We start from the raw sequence: 20,224 nt of genomic DNA, 5'->3' as shown, positions 1-20,224 counted from the left end.
CCGTTTCCATGTCAGCCGCGTCGCGGGATCAGAAGGCCCAGCGCGCGCCCACCGAGGCGACCACGGCCGAACCCTTGGCGCCGCCGCGCAGGTGCGAGGTCGTCGCCGCCGGCGTGCCTGCATAGAAGGTGCGGTCGTCGAAGATCTGGCTGTCGCTGAAGGCGATATAGGTCAGGCCGGCGTCGACTTTCAGGCCGTCACGCACCTCGGCGGTGCCGCCCGCCGAGAACAGCCAACGGTTGGCGTCCGGGATACGGGCCGTGCGCAGACTGTCGCGGGTCGGGGTCGGATCATAGCCGACGCCCGCGCGCAGGGTGACCTTGTCGTTCAGGGCGTAGTCGGCCCCGATCGCGCCCGTGGTCACATCCTTGTAGTTCTGCGGGATCGAGTCGCCGCCGCCCGGAAAGGCGACGTCGATGGACTGGAACTCGCTCCAGCCGATGCGGTTGACCTGGGCGTTCAGGGTCAACTTGTCGCTGACGGCATAGCGCACCGAGGCCGAGGCGAACCACGGCGTGGTGAAGCTGGCCGTCCCCCGGGTGGCGACGTTGGCGCCCGCCAGCGGACCCAGCAGGCCCGAAATGACGACGTCGCCGTCCAGTTCGTGCTTGATCTTCGACCGATAGCTCAGACCGAAATCCCACGGCCCCTTGTGGGCTTGGGCGCCGACGTTCCAGCCATAGTCCCAGCCGTCGCCTTCCAGAGAATTGGCGCCGTCCGGCAGCAGGGGCGACAGGTTGGGCAGGGCCGAGGTCAGCTTGGCCTTGACGTGCTGGGCGTTGAAACCGGCGCCGACGTCCAGCCAGTCCGTGACCTGCATCGCCGCCGTCAGCCCCGCGTCCACCGTGCGCAACTTCGACGTCAGGGCGTCGTAGCGAGCGAAGGAGGCGGCATTGTACTTGGTGGTGAAATTGTAGGGCGCGGCCAGGGCGAAGGCGACGGCGAACCGGTCGCCGATCGGGGTCGCGATGGCGAAATTCGGCGCCAGGCCGCTCTCGATCGGGTCGATGTTGTGGCCCAGCCCCTGCACCGGCAAGGTGGTTCCGCCCGGATAGGTGATGGTCGAACCGGCGTTGTCGACGGTCGAGTCGATCTTGAGCCCATGGGCGCCGACATAGAGTTCTCGGCCGCTGCGGGCGATGGCGGCGGGGTTCCACCACAGGGAGGCGACGCCGCGATCAGCGGCTTCGCCGGAATAGGCCCGACCGGCGCCCCGCACCGACTGTTCCTGCAGATAGAAGGAGCCGGCCAAGGCCGGGGCGGCGACGCCGGCCATCAGGACCGAGGTCAGGGTCAGGCCGCCAAGGCGGCCGATCGTCCTGGGAGTCATTTCTGTTCACCTATTGCGCCAGCCCGTCGTCCATGCGGCGAGCCGTTGTCGGGGAGGGACGCAAGCTTAGCGTTCACGTCGAGAAAGCGTTGCATGCGTGGCCCCTGTCGGACCGCAAATCGGCAAAAGCGTGGCGGCGAAATCGCACAACTTCAAACCTTTGAGAGATTAGGCTACGGCAATTTCAATACCTAAAGAACGAAGTTCTTGAGAAAAATCGTGTGCCGCAGCGTCAACTTCCGCCACATCGCGACCACGGATCACCAGTTGGGTCCCGACCTCCCCGTCGGTCCCGAGGCCGAACGGATAGCTGCCGAACGAGAGGTCCGGCCGGGCGTCGGCGGCGGCCCTCAGAACATCGGCGATCGCGCCTTCGCCCACGCCGACGACGCGGATCGTGCGGGCGTGAACCACCGCCCCGGTGCGCAGGCGGGGCGCCACGTCCTGCAGCATGGCCGTCATGATCTTGGGCACGCCGGCCATGACGAAGACGTTGCCGATCTGGAAGCCCGGCGCGTCGGTGACCGGATTGGCGATCAGCGTCCCGCCTTCGGGAATGCGGGCCATGCGCCGCCGCGCGGCGTTAAACTCGCCCGGGCCGTAGCGCCGTTCCAGGATCGCCAGCGCCTCGGGATGCTCCCGCACCGCCACGCCGAAGGCCGCCCCCACGGCGTCCGCCGTGATGTCGTCGTGCGTCGGCCCGATGCCGCCCGTGGTGAAGACATAGTCATGGGTCGCGCGCAGGGCGTTCAGCGCCCCGACGATCCGGTCCTGCCGGTCGCCAACCGTACGCGCCTCCTCCAGGTCGATCCCCAGCGCCGCCAGGAAGCGGGCGAGGGTGTTGAGGTTCACGTCCTGGGTCCGGCCGGACAGGATTTCGTCGCCGATGATCAGGACCGCAGCGGTGGGGGCGGATTGAGCGGTCATCGGCTTCAGATAGGCGCCGCCTGCCCCCGCGTCATCGCCGCCGCCTGACGGGGTTGAGCTTTTGTGCTAGGCTCGCCATCTGACTCTCAAAGCCACAGCGCCACTCCCCCAGCGTCGGCGCGCCCGAAAGTAGATCATGTACGAGACTCCCGACCTGGATAACGACGCCTTCGTCCGCAGCCACGAGATTCGCATCCACGACGCGGAGGCCTTCGAGGGCATGCGCAAGGCCGGCCGCCTGGTGGCCGAGGCGCTGGACATGATCGGCGAGCACGTGAAGCCGGGCGTCACCACCGGCGAACTGGACGATCTGGTGCGCGAGTTCACGCTGGAACGCGGCGGCGTGCCCGCCTGCCTCGGCTACAAGGGCTACACCCGGACGGTCTGCACCTCGATCAACCACGTCGTCTGCCACGGCATTCCCGGCGACAAGGTTCTGAAGGACGGCGACATCGTCAACATCGACCACACCGTCATCGTCGACGGCTGGCACGGCGACAGCAGCCGCATGTATCCGGTGGGCGAGATCAACGCCCGCTCCAAGAAGCTGATCGACGTCACCTATGACGCCCTGGAACTGGGCCTGGCCCAGGTCAAGCCGGGCGCCACCTTCGGCGATATCGGCTACGCCATCCAGAAATTCGTCGAGGCCCAGCGCATGAGCGTGGTCCGCGACTTCTGCGGCCACGGCATCGGCCGCATCTTCCACGACAGCCCCAATGTCCTGCACTACGGCCGTCGCGGCGAGGGGGCCGTGCTCAAGCCGGGCATGTTCTTCACCGTCGAGCCGATGGTGAACCTGGGCAAGCCGGCGGTGAAGGTCCTGTCCGACGGCTGGACCGCCGTGACCCGCGACAAGTCGCTATCGGCCCAGTGCGAACACACCATCGGGGTGACGGAAGACGGACTGGAAATCTTCTCCGCCTCGCCGAAGGGCCTGTTCCGCCCGAAATTCTGAGTTAGTCTCCCCTTCGGGGGAGGCTGATGCTCGATCAACCGCCGGAAGAACCAAAGTCGAAACCGCACCACGCCGGTCATCGCGAACGGCTGCGCGAACGCGCGCGCGGCGCGGGCCTCCACCACCTGCCCGACTATGAACTGCTGGAGCTCTTCCTGTTCCGCAGCCAGCCGCAGGGCGACGTCAAACCGATCGCCAAGGCCCTGCTGACCCGCTTCGGATCGTTGGCCGCCGTCCTGGCCGCCTCGGTCGAGGACCTGATGACCGTCCGCACCGAGGACACGCGCGGTCGTTCCAAGGGGGTCGGCGCCGAGACCGCCCTGGACCTGGCTGCCCTGCACGAGGTCTCGCGCCGCGTGACCAAGGAAGAGGCCAACAAGCGCACCGTCATCTCGTCGTGGACGGCGCTGCTGGCCTATGTCCGGCTGTCGCTGCAGCACGAACCGCGCGAACAGTTCCGCGTCCTCTACCTCGACAAGAAGAACCAGTTGATCCTCGACGAGATCCAGAACCGGGGCACGGTGGACCACGCCCCCGTCTATCCACGCGAAGTGGTCCGCCGGGCGCTGGAGTTGTCGGCCAGCGCCATGATCATCGTCCACAACCACCCCTCGGGCGACCCGACCCCCAGCCGCGCCGACATCGACATGACCCAACAGGTGGTCGAGGCCGCCCGCTCCCTGTCCGTCCAGGTGCACGACCACCTCATCGTCGGCCGCGAAGGCGTGGCCAGTTTCAAGCAATTGGGTTTGATGTGACCATCCTGACCACCGACCGCCTGACCCTGAGCCCCGTCGCCGCCAGCGACATGGACGACCTGGTCGCCCTGTGGGCCGACGAGGCCTTCACCCGCCACATCATGGGGCGCGGCCTGTCCGAGGAAGAGGTCTGGTTCCGCTGCCTGCGGGACCTCGGCCACTGGCAGGCCAAGGGTTACGGCAACTGGTCGATCCGCGAGACGGCGACGCAGGCCTATGTCGGCAGCGTCGGCGTTCTGGACTACCGCCGCGAGATGGATCCGCCGTTCGACGCGCCGGAACTGGGCTGGGGCGTCGCCCCTGCCTTCCAGGGCCAGGGCCTGGCGCAGGAAGCCTTGCAGGCCGCCCTGGTCTGGACCGACGCCTATCGGCTGGAGCCGCGCACCGTCTGCATGATTTCGCCCGACAATACGCCGTCGGTGAAGCTGGCCCAGCGGGCCGGCTATCGCCCCTACGCCGAGGCCGACTACAAGGGCTCGACCGTCACCCTGTTCGAACGCCCGCGCACGGTCGCGGGCTGACAGACCCGGCGCCCCTCATTAAGGTTTACCGTTCAGACTTGTCCCGCGTGTTTCGAGAGTAGCCCCCCATGCCCATGTCCGCCGACGTCCTGCGCGCCCATCTGGTCGAGGCCTTTCCCGATGCGGACATCGCCATCGAGGATCTGGCCGGCGACGGCGATCACTATCGCGCCCGGATCGTCTCGACAGCCTTCAAGGGCCTGCCGCGCGTGCGCCAGCACCAGTTGGTCTACGGCGCCCTGAAAGGGCAGATGGGCGGTGAACTGCACGCCCTGGCCCTGGAGACCTCGGCCCCGGCCGAGGTGGACTGACCGATGCGCTATCGCCCGTTCGGCTCCTCCGGCGCAGCGGTCTCAGGCCTGACCCTAAGCTTAGGCGTGGACGCGCTCGCGCGTGGTCCGGCCGCCCTCAAGGAACTGATCTTCACCGCGCTGGAAGCCGGAGTGAACAGCTACCACCTCGAGAACGCCGACCCGGCGCTGGCCGAGATCGTCGGCGAGGCCCTGGGCCATGTCGAGCGGCGGCTGGTCTGCGTGAGCATGACCCTGGGCGTCGGCGACGGCCGCCGGCAGGGCTTCCGCGACTTCTCCGCCGAGGCGCTGAGCCGTTCCTTCGACCAGGCGCTGCACGCCTCGGGCCTGGACTGGTTCGATCTGGCCGTGCTGGACCAACCCGCCGACGACGAACTGCCCCAGGCCTCGCTGATCGCCCTCAAGGCCCTGCGCAAGGCGGGTCAGGTGCGGCTGCTGGGGGTGTCGGGCGACGACCCGGTGATGGACATCTATGTCTCGACCGGGGCGTTCGACGTCCTGTTCACGCCGTTCCACGCCAATGTCGAATGGCGCATCCGCTCGCGGATGCGGGCCGCGCGCGAACGCGACATGGCCATCTTCACCTACGACTACTTCCCCGAAAGCCTGTCGACAGAGCGCAAGGCCGCCGGCGCGGGCGCGGCCCCCAAGAAGAAGGGGCTGTTCGGCTTCGGCGGCAAGGCGGCGGAGACAGGCCTGGCCAACGCCGGCTCCTTCGCCTTCCTGCACCAGACGCCGAACTGGAACGCCGAAGACATCTGCCTGGCCTTCACCCTGACCGATCCGGCCATCGCCAGCGTGCTGGTCCGCGCCATCAATCCCGAGCGGATGGAGGCCCTGGCCGCCGTGCCCGAGCGCGACCTGCCGCCCGGCCTGTCGGCCCAGATCGAAATGGCGCGCGTGGGGTCGGCGTCGGCGGCAGCCTAACGCCCCGTCTTCTAGCCGCCCATCGCCACGAACGGGCCGTTGAGGAAGCCCGGCTTGCCGTAGGCCAGCCGCGCCCCGTCCGACCCCAGCACCCGGCCGCCTGCGGCCTCCAGCACCGCCTGTCCCGCCGCCGTGTCCCATTCGGACGTCGGTCCGGTGCGCGGATAGGCGTCGAAACGCCCCTCGGCAATGAGGCAGAATTTCAGCGAGGAATCCGTCCCCTGCCACTGGCTGCAGCCGTGGCGGGCCGCCAAACGCGCGGCCTCCTCGTCGGTCACGCTGTGGCTCAGCAGGGCGATGCCCTCGGCCGGGCGATCGCGCACCTTGATCGGCCGCCAGGCCTCGCCGAAAGCGCGCCGCACGGCCCCCTTGCCGGGAGCCGTCGAGGCCCAGGTGACGCTCGACGCCGGAGCCGTCACCACGCCCGCGACCGGAGCGTCGCCATGGATCAGGGCGATGTTGACGGTGAAGCTCTCGCGGCCCTGGATAAAGCCCTTGGTGCCGTCCAGCGGATCGATCAGCCAGAACCAGTCGCCGACCGAAGCCGGGGCGCCGTCGGCGGCCACCGCCTCCTCGGCCACGGCCTGCACCTCGGGCCAATGTTCGGCCAGACGCTTCAGAATCAGAACCTCGGCGGCGCGGTCGGCCTCGGTCACCGGGCTGGCGTCGGACTTGGTCTCGACCGCCGTGCCGACACGCCAGAAGGGCAGGATGACGCGCGCGGCCTCCTCGGCGATGTCGGCGATGATCTCGGCGAGGGTGCCGGAAGCGAGGTCGGTCTCGATGGAGTGCGTCATGTTCCGTCCCCGATAGCCCATGCGCCCGGTTTCACGAACCGGCAAATCAGGTCAGCCTTAACCATTCCCGATTGCAGACCGTCCGAGCGATGACCTTTACCGACCTCTCCGCCGACCTCTCCGTCACCGACCTGCCAGTCGACGGCGCCGACCTGGCCGCCTTTATCGCGGGCAAGCTGTGCCATGACTTCATCAGTCCGGCGGGCGCCATCATGTCGGGTCTCGACCTGCTGGAGGACCCGACCGCCCAAGACATGCGCGACGACGCCATGGGCCTGATCCGCCAGAGCGCCGGGAAGATGGTGGCCCTGGTCCACTTCGCCCGCGTGGCCTTCGGCGCCGCCACGACCAGCGAACAATTCACCGCCGCCGAACTGCATGGTCTGGTCGCCAGCCTGACCGAGGGTGGGCGCGCGACCCTGGACTGGCGCATGAACGGCGAGGTCTTTTCCAAGCCCGAGGCCCGCGCCCTGATCAATCTGGCCTGGATGACCCTGGCGGCCCTGCCGACAGGCGGAACCGCGACCATCACCGCGCGGCGCGAAGACGGCGCTGTCCTGCTGATCGGCTCGGCCGAGGGCGCGCGTGCCCGGCTCAAGGCCGAGGCCGTGGTCGGCCTGAAGGGCGAGCGGCTGACCGAGGGCCTGGCGGGGCAATGGATCCAGCCCTACTGGCTCTGGCTGACGGTGCGCGAGGCAGGCGGGAGGCTGGACCTAGCGAGCGAAGACGGTCGCGTCAGCCTGGTCGCCCGCATGCCGGCCCACGCGCCGGCTTGAGTTTACACGGCTCCAACCGTGCGTTACCGCCAGCCATCATGACGCGAACAAGGTTCGCCGTTCACGCCTAACGGGACGATGCCCTTGGACCCCAGAACCTGCCTGGTCGTCGATGACAGCCGGATCATCCGCAAGGTCGCGCGCCGCATCCTCGAGAGCCTGGGCTTCGAGGTGGACGAAGCCGCCGACGGCTCCGAGGCCCTGACCTACTGCATGAGCGCCCTGCCCCATGTGGTGCTGCTGGACTGGCAGATGCCGGTGATGGACGGCCTGACCTTCCTGCGTCGCCTGCGCGACCTGCCCGGCGGCCGCGCGCCCAAGGTGCTGTTCTGCACCATCGAGACCCGCGCCGACCGGATCGCCGAAGCCCTGTCCGCGGGGGCCGACGATTATGTTATGAAGCCTTTCGACGGCGAGATCCTGCAATCCAAACTCGCCGAAGTGGGAGCTGTGCAGTCGCCGTCATGACGCCGGAAGATTTTGATCGCCTTCAGACCTTGCTGGCGACACGCGCCGGCTTCCGGCTGACGCGTGACCGGATGCATCTGGCCGAACACCGGCTGGGTCCGGTCGCCCGGCGCGAGGGCTATCACAACGTGGAGGCCATGCTGTCGTCGCTGTGGAGCAAGCCTGTCGCCTCGCTCGGCTGGGCGGTGATCGAGGTCCTGCTGAACGGCGAGACCTGGTTCCGCCGCGACCGCGCCGTCTTCGACATCTTCGCCCGCGAACTGATGCCCGCCCTGACGGCCGCCCGTCCCGGCAGCAAGGTGCGGCTGTGGTCCGCCGGGGCCTCGACCGGCCAGGAAGCCTATTCGCTGGCCATCGCTGCGCTTGAAAACAGCGCCGACGTCGAGATCCTCGCCACCGACCTGTCGCGCCTGTCCGTCGAAAAGGCGGCCTCGGGCCTCTACACCTCGTTCGAGATTCAGCGCGGCCTGTCGGCCCGGACCATGCTGCGCTGGTTCGAACAGGCCGACGATCAATGGCGCGCCCGCCCCGAACTGCGCGCCGCCGTGAGGTTCGAACGCGCCAATCTGCTGGACGAGCCCGCCGACGACGGCCGCTTCGACGTCATCTTCTGCCGCCATGTGCTCGGCGATCTGGAGCCCGCGCGGCGCGCGCGCGTGCTGGACGGGCTGGAGCGGCGGTTGGTCGACGACGGCTGCCTCTTCCTCGGCGTGGACGAACGCCCTGAAGGCGACAGCATCGCCTTCCGTCCCGTGGCCGGACGCCCCGGCCTCTATGTCAAGGCGCCCGCCGCCCTGCGCCGCGCGGCCTAGGCGTTCAGGCTGAATACAAAGGCGGCGTGAAGAGACCCGTCGTCGCCCGCTTGCCATCCGGCCGCGGCTCGGCCCTACTGCCCCCTGGGATCGGGGAGGATCACACCTATGCGGCTGGCTCTGCTGTTCGGATCGCTGGCGCTGGCGCTGGGCCTCGCCGTCCTGACCACTCAGGTCCCCAAGCCCGCGGCGATAGACGCGCCCGCCGCCGCCTTCTCGGCCGCGCGGGCCATGACCGACGTCGAACAGATCGCCCGCGCCCCGCATCCGGTCGGGTCGCCCGAACACGACCGCGTCCGCGCCTATCTGACCGCGCGCATGACCCAGCTGGGCCTGTCGCCGCAGGAACAGTCCGGGCCGCTGTCGCCGGGTTCGATCCAGCGCCTGAAGAAGGCGGGCGGCGATCCCGACGCGGCGAACAATCAGGCGATCAACCTGATCGGCGTCCTGCCCGGCAAGGATCGCAGCCAACCCGCCGTCATGCTGATGGCCCACTATGACACCGTGGTCGGCTCGCCCGGCGCGGCCGACGATTCCACCGGCGTCGGCGCCGTGCTGGAGGCTGTCCGCGCCATCGAGGCGCGCGGTCCGGCCGAGCGCGACCTGATCGTCCTGCTGACCGACGCCGAGGAGCTGAATCTCGACGGCGCGCGCATCTTCTTCGGCGGCCATCCGCTGCGCGACCACATCGGCGCCGTAGTCAATCTGGAGGCTCGCGGCGGCGGCGGTCGCGCCGCCATGTTCGAGACCGGGCGCGAGGCCGGCCCGACCATAGATCTGTTCCGCCGCGCCGCCGACCGTGCCGACGGCGGGACCACCGCCACCTCCCTGGCCGTCTTCATGTACGAGCGGATGCCCAACGGCACCGATTTCACCATCCCCAAGGATCGCGGAATCGGCGGGCTGAACTTCGCCTTCATCGGCCGCCCGGCCCAGTACCATTCGGCCGACGCTGTCCCCGCCAACCTCGACCGGGGCGGACTGCAGCACATCGGATCGCAAGCCCTGGAAGCCGCCGACGCCCTGCTGCGCGCGCCGGCCCTGCCCGCCAAGGGACCCAACAAAGTCTATGCCGACGTCTTCGGCCGCCTGATGCTCAGCCATTCGGCGGCGACCGGCTGGGCCCTGCTGGGGCTGACCGCCCTGTTCGGCGGTTTCGCCGCCTGGCGCGCCCGCCGCGCTGTCGGCCTGACCGCCGGACAGGTCGCTCGCGGCCTGCTGGACGGGTTATGGTTCCTGTCCGCCGGACTGGTGCTGGCCCAGGCTGTGCGCCTGCTGGCCGGGCCCGTCGTCACCCGCCACATCTCGTCCGAAACCTATTACGTCCTGCTGCGCCGCCTGCCGTGGATGGAGGCGGGCGCGGTTCTGGCCATCCTCGCCCTGGTCTTGCTGTTCCTCACCGGCGCACGCCGTCCGCGTCCACGAACGGTCGCCGGGGTCGTCGCCGTCCTGACCCTTCTGGTCCTGCTGATCGGCGGCTTCAGCCCGGTCATGCTCGGCGCAGGCCTGGTCGCCGCCGCCCTGTCGCTGTGGCCGCTCAAGGCGCCGACCTCGACCTGGGGCGGCTGGCTCGGCCTGATCGCCCTCGCCTTCCTGCTCGGCTGCATCGTCCAGAGCGCAGCGCCCGAGGCCGCCCTCCTGTTCGTCTGGCCCGCCTTGCTGGCGGCGACAGCGGCGGCCCTGTCCGCCCTGATCTGCCCTGACCTGACCCGGCCCGCCAGCCTGACCCCGCCCGCCGTAGCCGGCGTCGTGGGCGGCGCCTGGCTGATGGGACTGGGCCATTTCGTCTTCCTCGGCATCGGCATGGACCTGCCCGGCGCCCTGGCCCTGATCGGCCTGCTGGTCCTGCTGTTCCTGCGCCCGCTCGACCCGCCCGTCGGCGCGACCCGTCCGGTGTTGATCGGGGCGGCCGCCTGCCTGATCCTCGCCTGCGGCCTCAGCCTCGCCGCCCGCTTCGCCGAGCCGACGCCCGCCGTGGCCGAGGCCCTGCCCTGATCGCCCACCGCTGGCGAAACCTCGTCCGAACGTCTATCGCACCCTCATGTCCAACGATCCCGTCCTCGTCACCGGCTCCGCCGGCTTCATCGGCTTCCACACCGCCCGGCGGCTGCTGGAGCGCGGCGAGACGGTCATCGGCCTCGACAACCTCAACGCCTACTACGACCCGGCGCTGAAGCAGGCCCGTCTGGCTCAGCTTCAGGCCTGGCCCGCCTACCGCCACCACACGCTGGATCTGGCCGACCGCGCCGGCGTCGCCGCCCTCTTCGCCGAGCACAAACCGCGCCGCGTCGTCCACCTCGCCGCCCAGGCCGGGGTCCGCTACAGCCTCGAAGCGCCCGAGACCTATGTGGATTCCAACGTCGTCGGCTTCCTCAGCATCCTCGAGGGCTGCCGCGCGGTGAAGGCTGCCAACCTCGTCTTCGCCTCGACCAGCTCGGTGTTCGGCGCCAACGCCGCCCTGCCCTTTTCGGTGCGCGACCCGGCCGACCATCCGCTGACCGTCTATGCGGCGACCAAGCTGGCCAATGAGGCCATGGCCCATTCCTACGCCCACCTGTTCGGCTTCCCGGCCACGGGCCTGCGCTTCTTCACCGTCTATGGACCGTGGGGCCGCCCGGACATGGCCCTGTTCAAATTCACCCGCGCCATCCTCAAGGACGAGCCGATCGACGTGTATGGCGAAGGCAAGATGTCGCGCGACTTCACCTACGTCGACGACATCGTCACCGGCGTGGTCGCGGCCCTGGATCGCCCCGCCGCCATCGACCCGACCTGGGACGCCAAGGCCCCCAACCCGGCCACCAGCGGCGTCGCCCCCTGGCGCATCCTCAACCTGGGCGCGGGCCGCCCCGTCGCCCTGATGCGCTACATCGAGGTGCTGGAGCAGAAACTGGGCCGCAAGGCCAAGCTGAACCTCATGCCCATGCAGGACGGCGACGTCGCCAATACCGAGGCCGACGTCACCGACACCCTGGCCGCCCTCGACTACGCCCCCTCCACCCCCGTGGAAGACGGCGTCGGCCATTTCGTCGACTGGTACTGCAACTTCTACCGCGAGAACTGAGCCCGCGCGGGCTGGAGGAACGCCAGCGTCGCGAACAGGGCGATGAACGCAAGGAGGCCGCCCGCGGCGAAGGTCGCCGGCGCCCCGATGCGGGACCACAGGGCGCCGGCGAGCACGCTGGCCGCCAGCAGAGCGACGCCGCTCGTAAGATTGAAAACGCCAAAGGCGGTGCCCCGCATACGGATCGGCGCCGCATCGGCGACGAGCGCCGCCAGCACCCCTTGCGTCAGGCCCATGTGAAGCCCCCAGAGCGCCACGCCCGCGAACACGCCGGGAACCTCGGCGTTCATGGCCAACACCGCGTCGGCGACGACCAGCACGACCAGGCCCACGATCAGCAGCCGCTTCCTGCCTATGCGGTCGGACAGCCCTCCCGCCGGCGCGGCCGCAGCAGCGTAGACGATGTTCATGATCACCAGCACGAGAGGGACCAGCGCGACCGCCAGCCCGGCATCCCGAGCGCGCAGGATCAGGAAGGCCTCGCTGAAGCGCGCCAGGGTGAACACGCTTCCGATGCCGACGACCGTCCAATAAGCGGCGCCCATCCCGCGCACCTCACGCCAGCGGATCGGCGTCTGCGCGCGCTCCGATTCCGGCGCGCTTCGCGGCTCCTTCACCGTGAAGACCAGCAACATCACCGCGATCACCGCCGGAACGACCGCCCATGCGAACACCGCCCGAATGTCGTTTGCAAACATCACCATCAGGCCGATTGCGGTCATGGGGCCAAGGAAGGCGCCGACGGTATCCAGAGATTGCCGCAGCCCGTAAGCCGCCCCCCGCGCCTCTGGATCTGCGAGGTCAGCGATCAGCGCGTCTCTAGGTGCGTCGCGAACGCCCTTGCCGACGCGATCCACGAACCTCGCGCCGAGCACTTCGAAGGGCGTGACGGCGAGCGGGAACACGGGTTTTGACAGGGCAGCGAGGCCATAGCCGATGACCACAAGCATCTTGCGGCGCCCCAGCCTGTCGCTCAGCCAGCCAGAGAAGAGCTTGGCGATCGACGTCGTCGCTTCAGCGACCCCCTCGATCACCCCGACCAGCATCGCGCTGGCCCCGAGGGCGCCGACAAGAAACACCGGCAGAAGGGCATGGATCATCTCCGAGGAGATATCCATGAACATCGAGACGAACCCGAGCGCCCATACCCCGCGAGGAACCGATTTCAAGCGCTTCAGCACGGCCGCCCTCGATCAAATCGGGACCGCACCAATATCAGATCGCCCGGCGAGCGTCGCTCTGTCCGACCTGGCGCCCGGTTCACGACCTTGCGAACACGTCATCGCGCGAGTCGTAGGAAAGGCTGCGAAACTGGCCTGAGATCACTGCCTGCTATGGAATGCCTTGGTGGAGCCGAGGGGAGGCTCGGCTATCTGTTTAAAATCAACACTTTAGGTGCGCTTCAGTGCGTCTTGTGTGATGCGCATGTGTAGCAGGTCGGAGCAGCCCGATCCATCATCCAGTGACCACCGGAGCGGAAATTTGACCTACTCGTACCCAAGGACCAACACGTCATGGTCTGGTTGAGCCCGATCTACCGATTTTAAGGCATTGAGCATCCTGAACCTCCGATGGCCCTCTATCAGGCCAAATCGCCTTTCGGGCCATTCGCCCCTCTGAAGAAGTCCGAGCGGAGTGTGGAGGACCAAAAGGGGGCAATGCCAAGTTCCGCTCAGCGCCATCTCCTGACCCCAGTGTGCACCTAGCTGGCGAAGATCATGAGCCGCGTCTAGCAAATCCCCATAATGGACATCTGCGAGAATTCGCTCGGTTGGCCAACGCTGAGACCAACTTTTCAAACCTGCCAGCGGCAACCGATATGGTGTGTGCCAGAAATGACGGTGAACCCATTGCTCAAGCACAGAAGGCGATAAGTTCGGAAACCGCCAGGAATGACGCGCCCACCATTCATCGAACGGCTCCACGTTGAATTGGTCTTCGTGTCCTCTCGGCCTGAGATACTCCGGCCATTTTGGGTATGCGTCTTCGTTGAGGTCGAACATTCGAGGCTCAGGCTGGGCTCATAGCGCGAAAATCTCTGCCGATTTTCGTACGCACTGACATCTATCTACGACCGAACATCACAGGTCACATATTTATCAGCTAGGGTCACACTTCAAGTTTGGCCATAACAGCGGCGATCAAGCGCTAGCGGCACGAAGGTGGGGACGATGGATAGCTCGCTCAAGGTAACTGACCAGCCCCAAGAGGCATCGTTTTCTGACGTCGTTTCAGGCGATAACGTCCTTAACATCCCGCTTTTCCAACGATCCTATCGTTGGACCGGAAAGAACTTCGACGAGTTTTGGGAAGATCTTCAAGAGATAATTGACGAGAAAACTAAGTCGCAGTTTCTTGGTGTTCTGGTTTTAGTTTCACAAATTCGTCAGATCGGCCGCCCCGCCGTGTATGATGTCGTTGACGGTCAACAGCGCCTTACTACGTGCTATTTGGCAGTTCTTGCGATGGCGCATGTCGCAGCGGAAAATGGGCACGGACCATGGGCCGTCGAGGTTGCCCGCACTTACCTCCTACTCCGACCTTTCAGCGAGAACCCCTACAACACCAAGTTGGTGCCTGCCTTTGCAGATAGGCAGCAGTTCGCCACGTTGTGGAATAGGTTTCGAACACTGCCCGCCTTAGCAGAAGATAATGTTTGGGGAGCCCAGTACACTCCCTCGCCGCCCGCACCGTCTGGCAAGGATACTGGGCGCATGACAGCGCAGTTCGACCGCATTCTGAAACGCATGCGGACGACCTTCGATCAAGGCGGGATCGACACCTTCAGTCAAGTTCTCGAAGTTCTCGTGTCGAGCCTAAGCTTCGTGCAAATTTCGCTCAGAGACCCCACAGCCGCCCCCAAGATATTCGAGCGTCTTAACGCTCGCGGTGAGAGAATTACCACTGGCGATCTAGTCAGAAATGAAGTGTTCGCTCGAGTTGCACAAGACCCAAGCATGGCTAACGTCGTTTTCATTCATGACTGGGAACCGTTTATCAGCAAATTCTCTCAATCGGATGTCGATTTGGAGAAGCTCCTGTTCCCGTACGGCCTGAATTTAAACCCCAACGTCACGAAGGCCGACCTGTTCCAAGTCCTCAGAAAGCACTGGTCAGCGCTGACGACGCCGAAGTCTATCATTGCGGATATGGAGCAGTTCGCCGACACGCTCATCGCCCTGGAACGTGGCGCATTACCCGCTCGATGGTCCAAGGCTCTGCGGCGCTCGATAGCGCGCTTGCACGAGATAGGTGCGCCATCGTCCATCTATGCGTACGTGCTACGCTTGGTCCGTGAGACCGAGCTTGGGAATGTTGCCGAAGCCAACGCGATTGAAATTCTCGCCCTACTAGAGGCCTTCTTGTTCCGCCGCGCAATCTCGGGTTACGAGCCAACAGGCCTACACGCCGTCTTTAAAGGCATGTGGAAAGAAGTCGCGGACACGGGCGAAGGTATGACTGCTTCTGTTGTCGCCGCTCGGATCAGATCGAGAGCCACGGTGCCTTGGCCAAACGATCATGAATTTTCAGAGGCCGTGAGAAAGTCTGACCTCTATAGTCGGAAGGTCGCAAAATACGCGCTCCGTCAGTATGAAGAAGCGTCGATTGGTGAAACGCCAACTGACGATTTCGAAATCGAACACATACTGCCGCGCACGCCCAAGCCAGAATGGGCTGAGTTGTTCGGCGATGACTACGCCCGCCTCCTTCATACCTGGGCGAACTTAGTGCCGATCACCCGATCCATGAACCCAACTGTAGGACAGCTGGGTTTTGAGGCTAAACGCGCAGAATTTTCTGGGTCCATGTTCACAAGCACGCGGAAGGTGGCGGACGAGTTCTCGACTTGGTCGGCAGCCGACGTTCAAAAACGCGCAGATGACATCGCGGCCTGGGCGGTCAGCCGATGGCCGTCGAGTTAACTGGGCTTACATCCTCAAGGCGGGGCACCCCCGAAAGCGTGGCCCCCGCCCTGACTACAAAACGCTATATTTTTGCGAGGGGGCACCCCGTTGAAACGGTATGCCTCTAGGCCCCCGCTCCCCCTCCCAATCGCATGGTCTTGACCTACTCTAGGACGCGCCCCGCCCGATAGCTTGATATGGCCGGGTAAACCGCCGCTAGAACTTTCCCCCCAGACTGTCGAACTTGGGCGGACCTACTTGAAGTGTCGCGTTCAACCCTTAAGTGCAACCCTACGGCCGAGCTTAGCCTCCGTGCCTTGAGGAAGGGGAATTTATGTCGTTCGAGGCCAAGGTTTTTAAAATTCTGATTGCCAGCCCAGGCGACGTCGATGAAGAGCGCCAAGCAATACCGGAGGTTATTGCTCGATGGAACAATGCAAATGCTGAAGCTAATGGCGTTGTTCTACTTCCTGTTAAATGGGAAACTCATTCTGCTCCGTTGATGGGAGATAGGGCCCAGGGCGTTATCAACGATCAGGTGGTTAATAGTTGCGACATGGCAATCGGGGTTTTCTGGACACGACTTGGCTCCCCGACGGGCGTCAGTGAAAGCGGTACCGCAGAAGAGATCGAGTGGTTCATCAAGAACCAGAAGCCCGTAATGGTGTACTTCTCCTCGAGAAGCATTGATCCCACCAAACTCGATTTGGATCAGTACAAGTCCCTAAAGGACTTCGAAAAGCGAATGCAGAAGATCGGTCTAACGGGAGCGTACAATAACCTCACCGATTTCCGTGAGCAATTATTCAATCAGCTATCCATCAATGTGCGGAAGCTTATCGACGGAAAGCCCACATCTATTCCAACCCCAAAAGAGGCGAAGGCGAAAGTCAACTCAATCGTAAAAATTGCCAAGGCCGGTAAGGTGTACATGGAAGATTACGAGAAAGATGGCGTCGTAAAATCATTTGTCGTGAAGGGCGACACGAAGCCGATCAAAGAAGGGCTGAAGCAGTTGGGCGGTCGGTGGAATGGAACATTAGAGGGTTGGATTTTCCCGAAGGCTAAAGAGCTGGAGATCGCGGAGTTCCTCAAAGCCCAAGCAAGCCTTTGAATGTAGGCGCTACCTTCCGGCGCGATGGTAGCCCCGGGGTGGACGCTCCTGTTGGTTGGCGCGAAAGTTGTAAGTTATGCGCCATAGCTCATAAGATATGTTGACAGGGGTTTTGATCCAGCTTTATGAGCTAGGCAATCATTCTACCTAACTTATGAGCCACCATGCACTGCATCGCGTACTACCGGGTCAGCACTGGCGACCAGAGCATTGAAGCGCAGCGCAGCGCATTAGGCGGACCGTTCGATCAGGAGTTCGCAGACGAGGGCGTGAGCGGGTCTGTTCCCGCCGCACAGCGTAAGGGGTTTGGCGACCTGCTAGCCAAGGTTAGGTCTGGCGACACGCTGTATGTGTATGCTGTGGATCGCCTAGGCAGAGACGCCCTTGATGTTCAGGCGACGGTTCGCCTCCTGCTTGAGCGAGGGATCACCGTCCACGTTCATGGCCTCGGCGCGATAGGTCGCGGCGTCGGCGAATTGATCCTGGCCGTACTCGCGCAGATCGCGGACATGGAAAGGCAGCGGATCGCTGAGCGGACACGGGCAGGACGCGAGGTCGCCAAGGCCTCGCTGGCGGCCACTGGGCGCACGCACAGGGGCAAGTCGAGCCTCGGCAGACCCGTAGCCCAGGACGCCGCCCAAGTGGCCTTATGGCGGCAGAAAAACGAGGCCAGTATCGCGACCACAGCCCGGCATTTCGGATTGTCTGCGGCCACCGTCAAACGGTACTGCGCGGCGTCGCCCGGCACAGGCTAGGCGTAAGAGGCCAGAAACTCATCCCGCCCCAAGGCGACATCATTCTCGACCAAGAAATCCAACAGCCGCATCATGCCTCGGACCCGCATCGTTCTTCCGAAGCTCTCCGCAACCTTCATATTCTTCACAGCCTCCCGCGTTACCACATGACGGGGAAACTGGCGGAGGTGCTCAAGCCCCTGCTTGAGGGTGATCACCGACGTCATCTGATCGCGGGGCGGTAGGCTGTCGATCCCACCGCCAGCACCGACGGGGTGTGTATAGCGGGTCTGCTCGATAGCCTCGAACACGTTGGCCATTCGGGTCAGTTGCGCACCCATCCGTATGTTGCGCCAAGCGCGTTGCCCGCCGCCGAACCAGACCGCCAGACCAACCACCGCGACAGCAACAAACGTCCACATAACCTACCCTCACAAAGCGATAATCCGAAATAGCTGAGCCGCAACTTGCCGTAAATGCCGTGGCCGTATCTGCCTTGAAGCGAGCACGGTCCCGGCGTGGGCCGCATATCGGTAAAGCAAGACGTGGACGGGAGGCTGGAACGCCTCGGCGCTGGCATACGTGCTGTCCGCGAGAAGGCCGGTCTGTCTCAGGAAGCCCTGGCTGACGCCGCCGGGGTCGATAGATCACACATGAGCCGGATCGAGCGCGGCAAGCGCAATGTCAGTTTTCTGAACATCTGCCGCATAGCTGCCGCTCTGGACTGCAAACCGTCAGACATTCTGATCGCAGGGTCGCTTTAGCCTCGCCCCGGTGTGTCGCCGGGACTGTACGAAACAGTGAGATTTTTGACGGTAGCGCTAGCGACGATTTTACGAGGCCGCTATTTCGATACCCTTGCGAACAGAACAAACCTTCTGCTCCGTCCGACACTTTATCGGGGGCCTTACGTAACAGGCATGGTCACACGGGAGAGGTCAGCGAAAGCAGACCGTGACCGGCGGGTATCCTTACGCAGCTCACAATGCAGCCAATGGTCAGGATTACGCCTCGCTAGACCCTCAATGCCTCCGAAGAGATAGATGCGCCATTTCGCGTATCTATTTCCCGGGATTACAATTGGGGAGAGGCGAGCAGCCTACGCGCAACACATACATACCATGGTCAGAATGGGGTTAGAGGAACCAAGGCTGAAGAGGCGTGAGGTAACCCGAATGCCCCCTGAGATTGGATAACTAAGGGCTAAGCTGGCGGTGGCGGCAGAGCTAAGCCAGGTATGCGGTAGGTGCGTATGGCAGCTACCAACTGATGAGTGCTGAACCCCGAGCCATACTGGTCCGCAACATCGGAAGCGGCATGACCCATAAGTTGTCGCTGAATGCCTTCGGCAATCCTCGCTTCACGGCAGAAATCCTTGAACGAGTGGCGGAACGAGTGAAACTTTAGGCGCGGGTCGGTAATCCCAAGCTGCCGACGGTACTCACGGAACCAGTCGCCCCATTTCTCTGTCAGCTTGCCATCGCCGCTAGGGCGTAGCTGCGGAAAGAGCAGATCGCCCGCCGCAGTACCCTTAGCAAGTCGGACAAAGCCTAGGTCCACAAGGCTAGGATGTATCGGCACGTTCCGTTGGCTGGATGCTGTCTTAAGTTGGTTCGCGCCATCCTCGCCGTAGTCGATCCGCATAATCCACGCGGCCGCATCGCTCCCGTCTGGGCCGGTATAGGTGTGAAGAGCAATGTCTCTCCCCCTCAGTTGGCCCAGTTCCTCTCTCCTCGCTCCCGTGAAGAGGGCCAGGAGCGGCAACCAATACGCCGCCTCGCCTCGTCCACGTACGGGACGCTCTCCCCGTTGGTGCACAGGCCCCGCGAGCAACTGGTTCAACTCAGCCACTCCCCACGGAGCAACCGGCTTTGGCCCTTTGATCGCGGGAGCAGTCACTCCAATCGCCGGGTTCGATGGCAACAATCCCTCCGCCACAGCAAAGCCTAGGATCGTTCGCAGGCGTGAGAGCTTGGTCTTGATGTTAGCGGCTGAAGTGCCGTTGCTGAGCAGCGCCACCTTGAACGCCTGAACGTGCTGCCGCTCTACCGCCGAGGCGGATTGGATGCCGGTGGCCTCTGTGAACCAACGGACCGCCGCAGCGTGAGCCGCAGCGGTTTTGGAAGTTGGCATTCGCTCAAGCTTCCATCGATCTATCACGGCGGCGAAGTCGGCGTCCGACGACTGCAAAGCCACCAGAGGCGGTGTAGCGCGCGCAATAGGTGCGGGAATGACGGTAGCCGCAGTCCGTTGAGCTGCCTGCGCCGCCCACTCTGCCTTTTGCACCGCGAAATTGCGTTCAATCAGAAGGTCGCGGATGGCTAGGTCATCATCGCCAAGTAGGTCGGTATTCTCAACGTTCAGCACCGCGAGGAGCTTCTGACGCGACAGTTCCCGCCGCTCATACAACACCTCATCTCGCAGTTCCTCGGCGCTATCCACGGCCATCTTCGCAAGGATGGCATCAATTTCCTCTTGAGTAGGTGCCTGCGCTGGGGTGGCGGCAGCGGCGCGCGCCTCCGCAATCTGTCTTAGCTTTCTTCGTATCCGCGACGCTTCATCGTCTGGCTGGCGCTGCCTTGCCGCAGCGAACTCTTGATCAAGCTCGACCCAAGCCAACGCATGTAGTCGCTTGGCCTCGTTACGGTCATTCGTACCGAGGGCCTTTACGATCTCTTTCCTGCCTGGATACGCGGGCAGAAGGTCTTTCGGAATGCGGCGTCGGAGGCTGTATGCAGCACCTCGTCGGATCAGTCCTGTAGGCATGTCGTTCATTGCTCCGTGTGTAGCAGACACAGGGCGCTTCGGCATATCTAAGTGGC

The 20,224-nt window shown here is 64.6% G+C and carries 20 protein-coding genes; 14 read left to right on the top strand and 6 right to left on the bottom strand.

Going from position 1 to position 20,224, the window contains the following annotated elements; translation table 11 throughout:
- Positions 1-28: 28 nt before the first annotated feature.
- Complete coding sequence (locus AC1DJ5_RS10425) at positions 29-1,330, bottom strand: OmpP1/FadL family transporter (RefSeq protein WP_441455038.1); 1,302 nt, start codon at positions 1,328-1,330, stop codon at positions 29-31.
- A 168-nt stretch (positions 1,331-1,498) separates the two neighbouring features.
- Complete coding sequence (locus AC1DJ5_RS10420; protein ID WP_477020536.1) at positions 1,499-2,257, bottom strand: competence/damage-inducible protein A; 759 nt, start codon at positions 2,255-2,257, stop codon at positions 1,499-1,501.
- A gap of 136 nt (positions 2,258-2,393) precedes the next feature.
- Here AC1DJ5_RS10420 and map point away from each other — a divergent pair, with 136 nt between their 5' ends.
- From map to AC1DJ5_RS10395, 5 genes are all read left to right on the top strand, one after another.
- Positions 2,394-3,215 (top strand): type I methionyl aminopeptidase, encoded by an 822-nt coding sequence (gene map, locus AC1DJ5_RS10415; RefSeq protein ID WP_441455041.1) that lies wholly within the window; start codon positions 2,394-2,396, stop codon positions 3,213-3,215.
- Between the two features lie 26 nt (positions 3,216-3,241).
- Positions 3,242-3,973, top strand: coding sequence for a RadC family protein (radC, locus tag AC1DJ5_RS10410; RefSeq protein ID WP_477020535.1), 732 nt, complete (start codon positions 3,242-3,244; stop codon positions 3,971-3,973).
- Positions 3,970-4,494 (top strand): GNAT family N-acetyltransferase, encoded by a 525-nt coding sequence (locus tag AC1DJ5_RS10405; protein WP_477020534.1) that lies wholly within the window; start codon positions 3,970-3,972, stop codon positions 4,492-4,494. The genes radC and AC1DJ5_RS10405 overlap by 4 nt, the downstream gene beginning before the upstream one ends.
- 68 nt (positions 4,495-4,562) lie before the next feature.
- Entirely contained in the window at positions 4,563-4,805 is a 243-nt protein-coding gene (locus tag AC1DJ5_RS10400) for a BolA/IbaG family iron-sulfur metabolism protein (protein WP_477020533.1), read from the top strand.
- Positions 4,806-4,871: 66 nt separating this feature from the next.
- The gene (locus tag AC1DJ5_RS10395) at positions 4,872-5,732 is read left to right on the top strand and encodes an aldo/keto reductase (RefSeq protein ID WP_441455045.1); all 861 of its coding nucleotides are present in this window, start codon (positions 4,872-4,874) and stop codon (positions 5,730-5,732) included.
- A gap of 11 nt (positions 5,733-5,743) precedes the next feature.
- Here the strand turns inward: AC1DJ5_RS10395 and cysQ are convergent, their stop codons facing one another.
- Positions 5,744-6,529: a 3'(2'),5'-bisphosphate nucleotidase CysQ gene (gene cysQ, locus AC1DJ5_RS10390; RefSeq protein ID WP_477020532.1), complete on the bottom strand. Its 786-nt coding sequence runs from the start codon at positions 6,527-6,529 to the stop codon at positions 5,744-5,746.
- An 89-nt stretch (positions 6,530-6,618) separates the two neighbouring features.
- On the opposite strand from cysQ, the gene chpT reads away from it, so the two are divergent.
- The 5 genes from chpT (at position 6,619) to AC1DJ5_RS10365 (ending at position 11,649) form a co-directional block, all read left to right on the top strand.
- Positions 6,619-7,305, top strand: a complete 687-nt coding sequence (gene chpT / locus AC1DJ5_RS10385; RefSeq protein ID WP_477020531.1) for a histidine phosphotransferase ChpT — start codon at positions 6,619-6,621, stop codon at positions 7,303-7,305.
- Positions 7,306-7,383: 78 nt separating this feature from the next.
- Entirely contained in the window at positions 7,384-7,773 is a 390-nt protein-coding gene (locus AC1DJ5_RS10380) for a response regulator (RefSeq protein ID WP_477020530.1), read from the top strand.
- Positions 7,770-8,585, top strand: a complete 816-nt coding sequence (locus tag AC1DJ5_RS10375) for a CheR family methyltransferase (RefSeq protein ID WP_441455050.1) — start codon at positions 7,770-7,772, stop codon at positions 8,583-8,585. Before AC1DJ5_RS10380 ends, AC1DJ5_RS10375 begins: the two co-directional genes overlap by 4 nt.
- A gap of 108 nt (positions 8,586-8,693) precedes the next feature.
- Complete coding sequence (locus tag AC1DJ5_RS10370; protein WP_441455051.1) at positions 8,694-10,580, top strand: M28 family peptidase; 1,887 nt, start codon at positions 8,694-8,696, stop codon at positions 10,578-10,580.
- Between the two features lie 46 nt (positions 10,581-10,626).
- A complete protein-coding gene (locus AC1DJ5_RS10365; RefSeq protein ID WP_441455052.1) occupies positions 10,627-11,649 on the top strand; it encodes an NAD-dependent epimerase in 1,023 nt (340 codons plus the stop codon).
- Here AC1DJ5_RS10365 and AC1DJ5_RS10360 read toward each other — a convergent pair.
- Entirely contained in the window at positions 11,634-12,830 is a 1,197-nt protein-coding gene (locus AC1DJ5_RS10360; protein ID WP_441455053.1) for an MFS transporter, read from the bottom strand. The two genes, AC1DJ5_RS10365 and AC1DJ5_RS10360, sit on opposite strands and share 16 nt — an antisense overlap.
- A 990-nt stretch (positions 12,831-13,820) precedes the next feature.
- Here AC1DJ5_RS10360 and AC1DJ5_RS10355 point away from each other — a divergent pair.
- The 3 genes from AC1DJ5_RS10355 (at position 13,821) to AC1DJ5_RS10345 (ending at position 17,423) form a co-directional block, all read left to right on the top strand.
- Entirely contained in the window at positions 13,821-15,572 is a 1,752-nt protein-coding gene (locus tag AC1DJ5_RS10355; protein ID WP_477020529.1) for a DUF262 domain-containing protein, read from the top strand.
- 316 nt (positions 15,573-15,888) lie between these two features.
- Positions 15,889-16,668 (top strand): hypothetical protein, encoded by a 780-nt coding sequence (locus AC1DJ5_RS10350; protein WP_477020528.1) that lies wholly within the window; start codon positions 15,889-15,891, stop codon positions 16,666-16,668.
- 164 nt (positions 16,669-16,832) lie between these two features.
- Positions 16,833-17,423, top strand: a complete 591-nt coding sequence (locus tag AC1DJ5_RS10345; protein WP_477020527.1) for a recombinase family protein — start codon at positions 16,833-16,835, stop codon at positions 17,421-17,423.
- Here AC1DJ5_RS10345 and AC1DJ5_RS10340 read toward each other — a convergent pair.
- Positions 17,420-17,824, bottom strand: coding sequence for a hypothetical protein (locus tag AC1DJ5_RS10340; protein ID WP_477020526.1), 405 nt, complete (start codon positions 17,822-17,824; stop codon positions 17,420-17,422). The genes AC1DJ5_RS10345 and AC1DJ5_RS10340 overlap by 4 nt on opposite strands.
- A 96-nt stretch (positions 17,825-17,920) precedes the next feature.
- Between AC1DJ5_RS10340 and AC1DJ5_RS10335 the strand changes: the two genes are divergently transcribed.
- Positions 17,921-18,166 carry a helix-turn-helix domain-containing protein gene (locus AC1DJ5_RS10335; RefSeq protein ID WP_477020525.1) on the top strand — a complete coding sequence of 82 codons (246 nt, stop codon included), beginning with the start codon at positions 17,921-17,923 and terminating at the stop codon, positions 18,164-18,166.
- Positions 18,167-18,605: 439 nt separating this feature from the next.
- Here AC1DJ5_RS10335 and AC1DJ5_RS10330 read toward each other — a convergent pair whose 3' ends face one another.
- Positions 18,606-20,177, bottom strand: coding sequence for a DUF6538 domain-containing protein (locus AC1DJ5_RS10330; protein ID WP_477020524.1), 1,572 nt, complete (start codon positions 20,175-20,177; stop codon positions 18,606-18,608).
- Positions 20,178-20,224 lie beyond the last annotated feature (47 nt).

The sequence above is a fragment of the Brevundimonas sp. 01N35 genome, assembly GCF_056399785.1.
Note: the sequence above shows the minus strand (reverse complement) of the source record. Positions and strands in the feature narration are given on the sequence as shown.

What these genes read in the sequence shown, in the direction of transcription:
- cysQ (WP_477020532.1), bottom strand. Translation starts at nt 6,529, where the DNA reads ATGACGCACTCCATCGAGACCGACCTCGCTTCCGGCACCCTCGCCGAG.
- AC1DJ5_RS10330 (WP_477020524.1), bottom strand. Translation starts at nt 20,177, where the DNA reads ATGAACGACATGCCTACAGGACTGATCCGACGAGGTGCTGCATACAGC.
- chpT (WP_477020531.1), top strand. Translation starts at nt 6,619, where the DNA reads ATGACCTTTACCGACCTCTCCGCCGACCTCTCCGTCACCGACCTGCCA.
- AC1DJ5_RS10420 (WP_477020536.1), bottom strand. Translation starts at nt 2,257, where the DNA reads ATGACCGCTCAATCCGCCCCCACCGCTGCGGTCCTGATCATCGGCGAC.
- AC1DJ5_RS10375 (WP_441455050.1), top strand. Translation starts at nt 7,770, where the DNA reads ATGACGCCGGAAGATTTTGATCGCCTTCAGACCTTGCTGGCGACACGC.
- radC (WP_477020535.1), top strand. Translation starts at nt 3,242, where the DNA reads ATGCTCGATCAACCGCCGGAAGAACCAAAGTCGAAACCGCACCACGCC.
- AC1DJ5_RS10345 (WP_477020527.1), top strand. Translation starts at nt 16,833, where the DNA reads ATGCACTGCATCGCGTACTACCGGGTCAGCACTGGCGACCAGAGCATT.
- AC1DJ5_RS10340 (WP_477020526.1), bottom strand. Translation starts at nt 17,824, where the DNA reads ATGTGGACGTTTGTTGCTGTCGCGGTGGTTGGTCTGGCGGTCTGGTTC.
- AC1DJ5_RS10370 (WP_441455051.1), top strand. Translation starts at nt 8,694, where the DNA reads ATGCGGCTGGCTCTGCTGTTCGGATCGCTGGCGCTGGCGCTGGGCCTC.
- map (WP_441455041.1), top strand. Translation starts at nt 2,394, where the DNA reads ATGTACGAGACTCCCGACCTGGATAACGACGCCTTCGTCCGCAGCCAC.
- AC1DJ5_RS10355 (WP_477020529.1), top strand. Translation starts at nt 13,821, where the DNA reads ATGGATAGCTCGCTCAAGGTAACTGACCAGCCCCAAGAGGCATCGTTT.
- AC1DJ5_RS10380 (WP_477020530.1), top strand. Translation starts at nt 7,384, where the DNA reads ATGCCCTTGGACCCCAGAACCTGCCTGGTCGTCGATGACAGCCGGATC.
- AC1DJ5_RS10400 (WP_477020533.1), top strand. Translation starts at nt 4,563, where the DNA reads ATGCCCATGTCCGCCGACGTCCTGCGCGCCCATCTGGTCGAGGCCTTT.
- AC1DJ5_RS10365 (WP_441455052.1), top strand. Translation starts at nt 10,627, where the DNA reads ATGTCCAACGATCCCGTCCTCGTCACCGGCTCCGCCGGCTTCATCGGC.
- AC1DJ5_RS10350 (WP_477020528.1), top strand. Translation starts at nt 15,889, where the DNA reads ATGTCGTTCGAGGCCAAGGTTTTTAAAATTCTGATTGCCAGCCCAGGC.
- AC1DJ5_RS10425 (WP_441455038.1), bottom strand. Translation starts at nt 1,330, where the DNA reads ATGACTCCCAGGACGATCGGCCGCCTTGGCGGCCTGACCCTGACCTCG.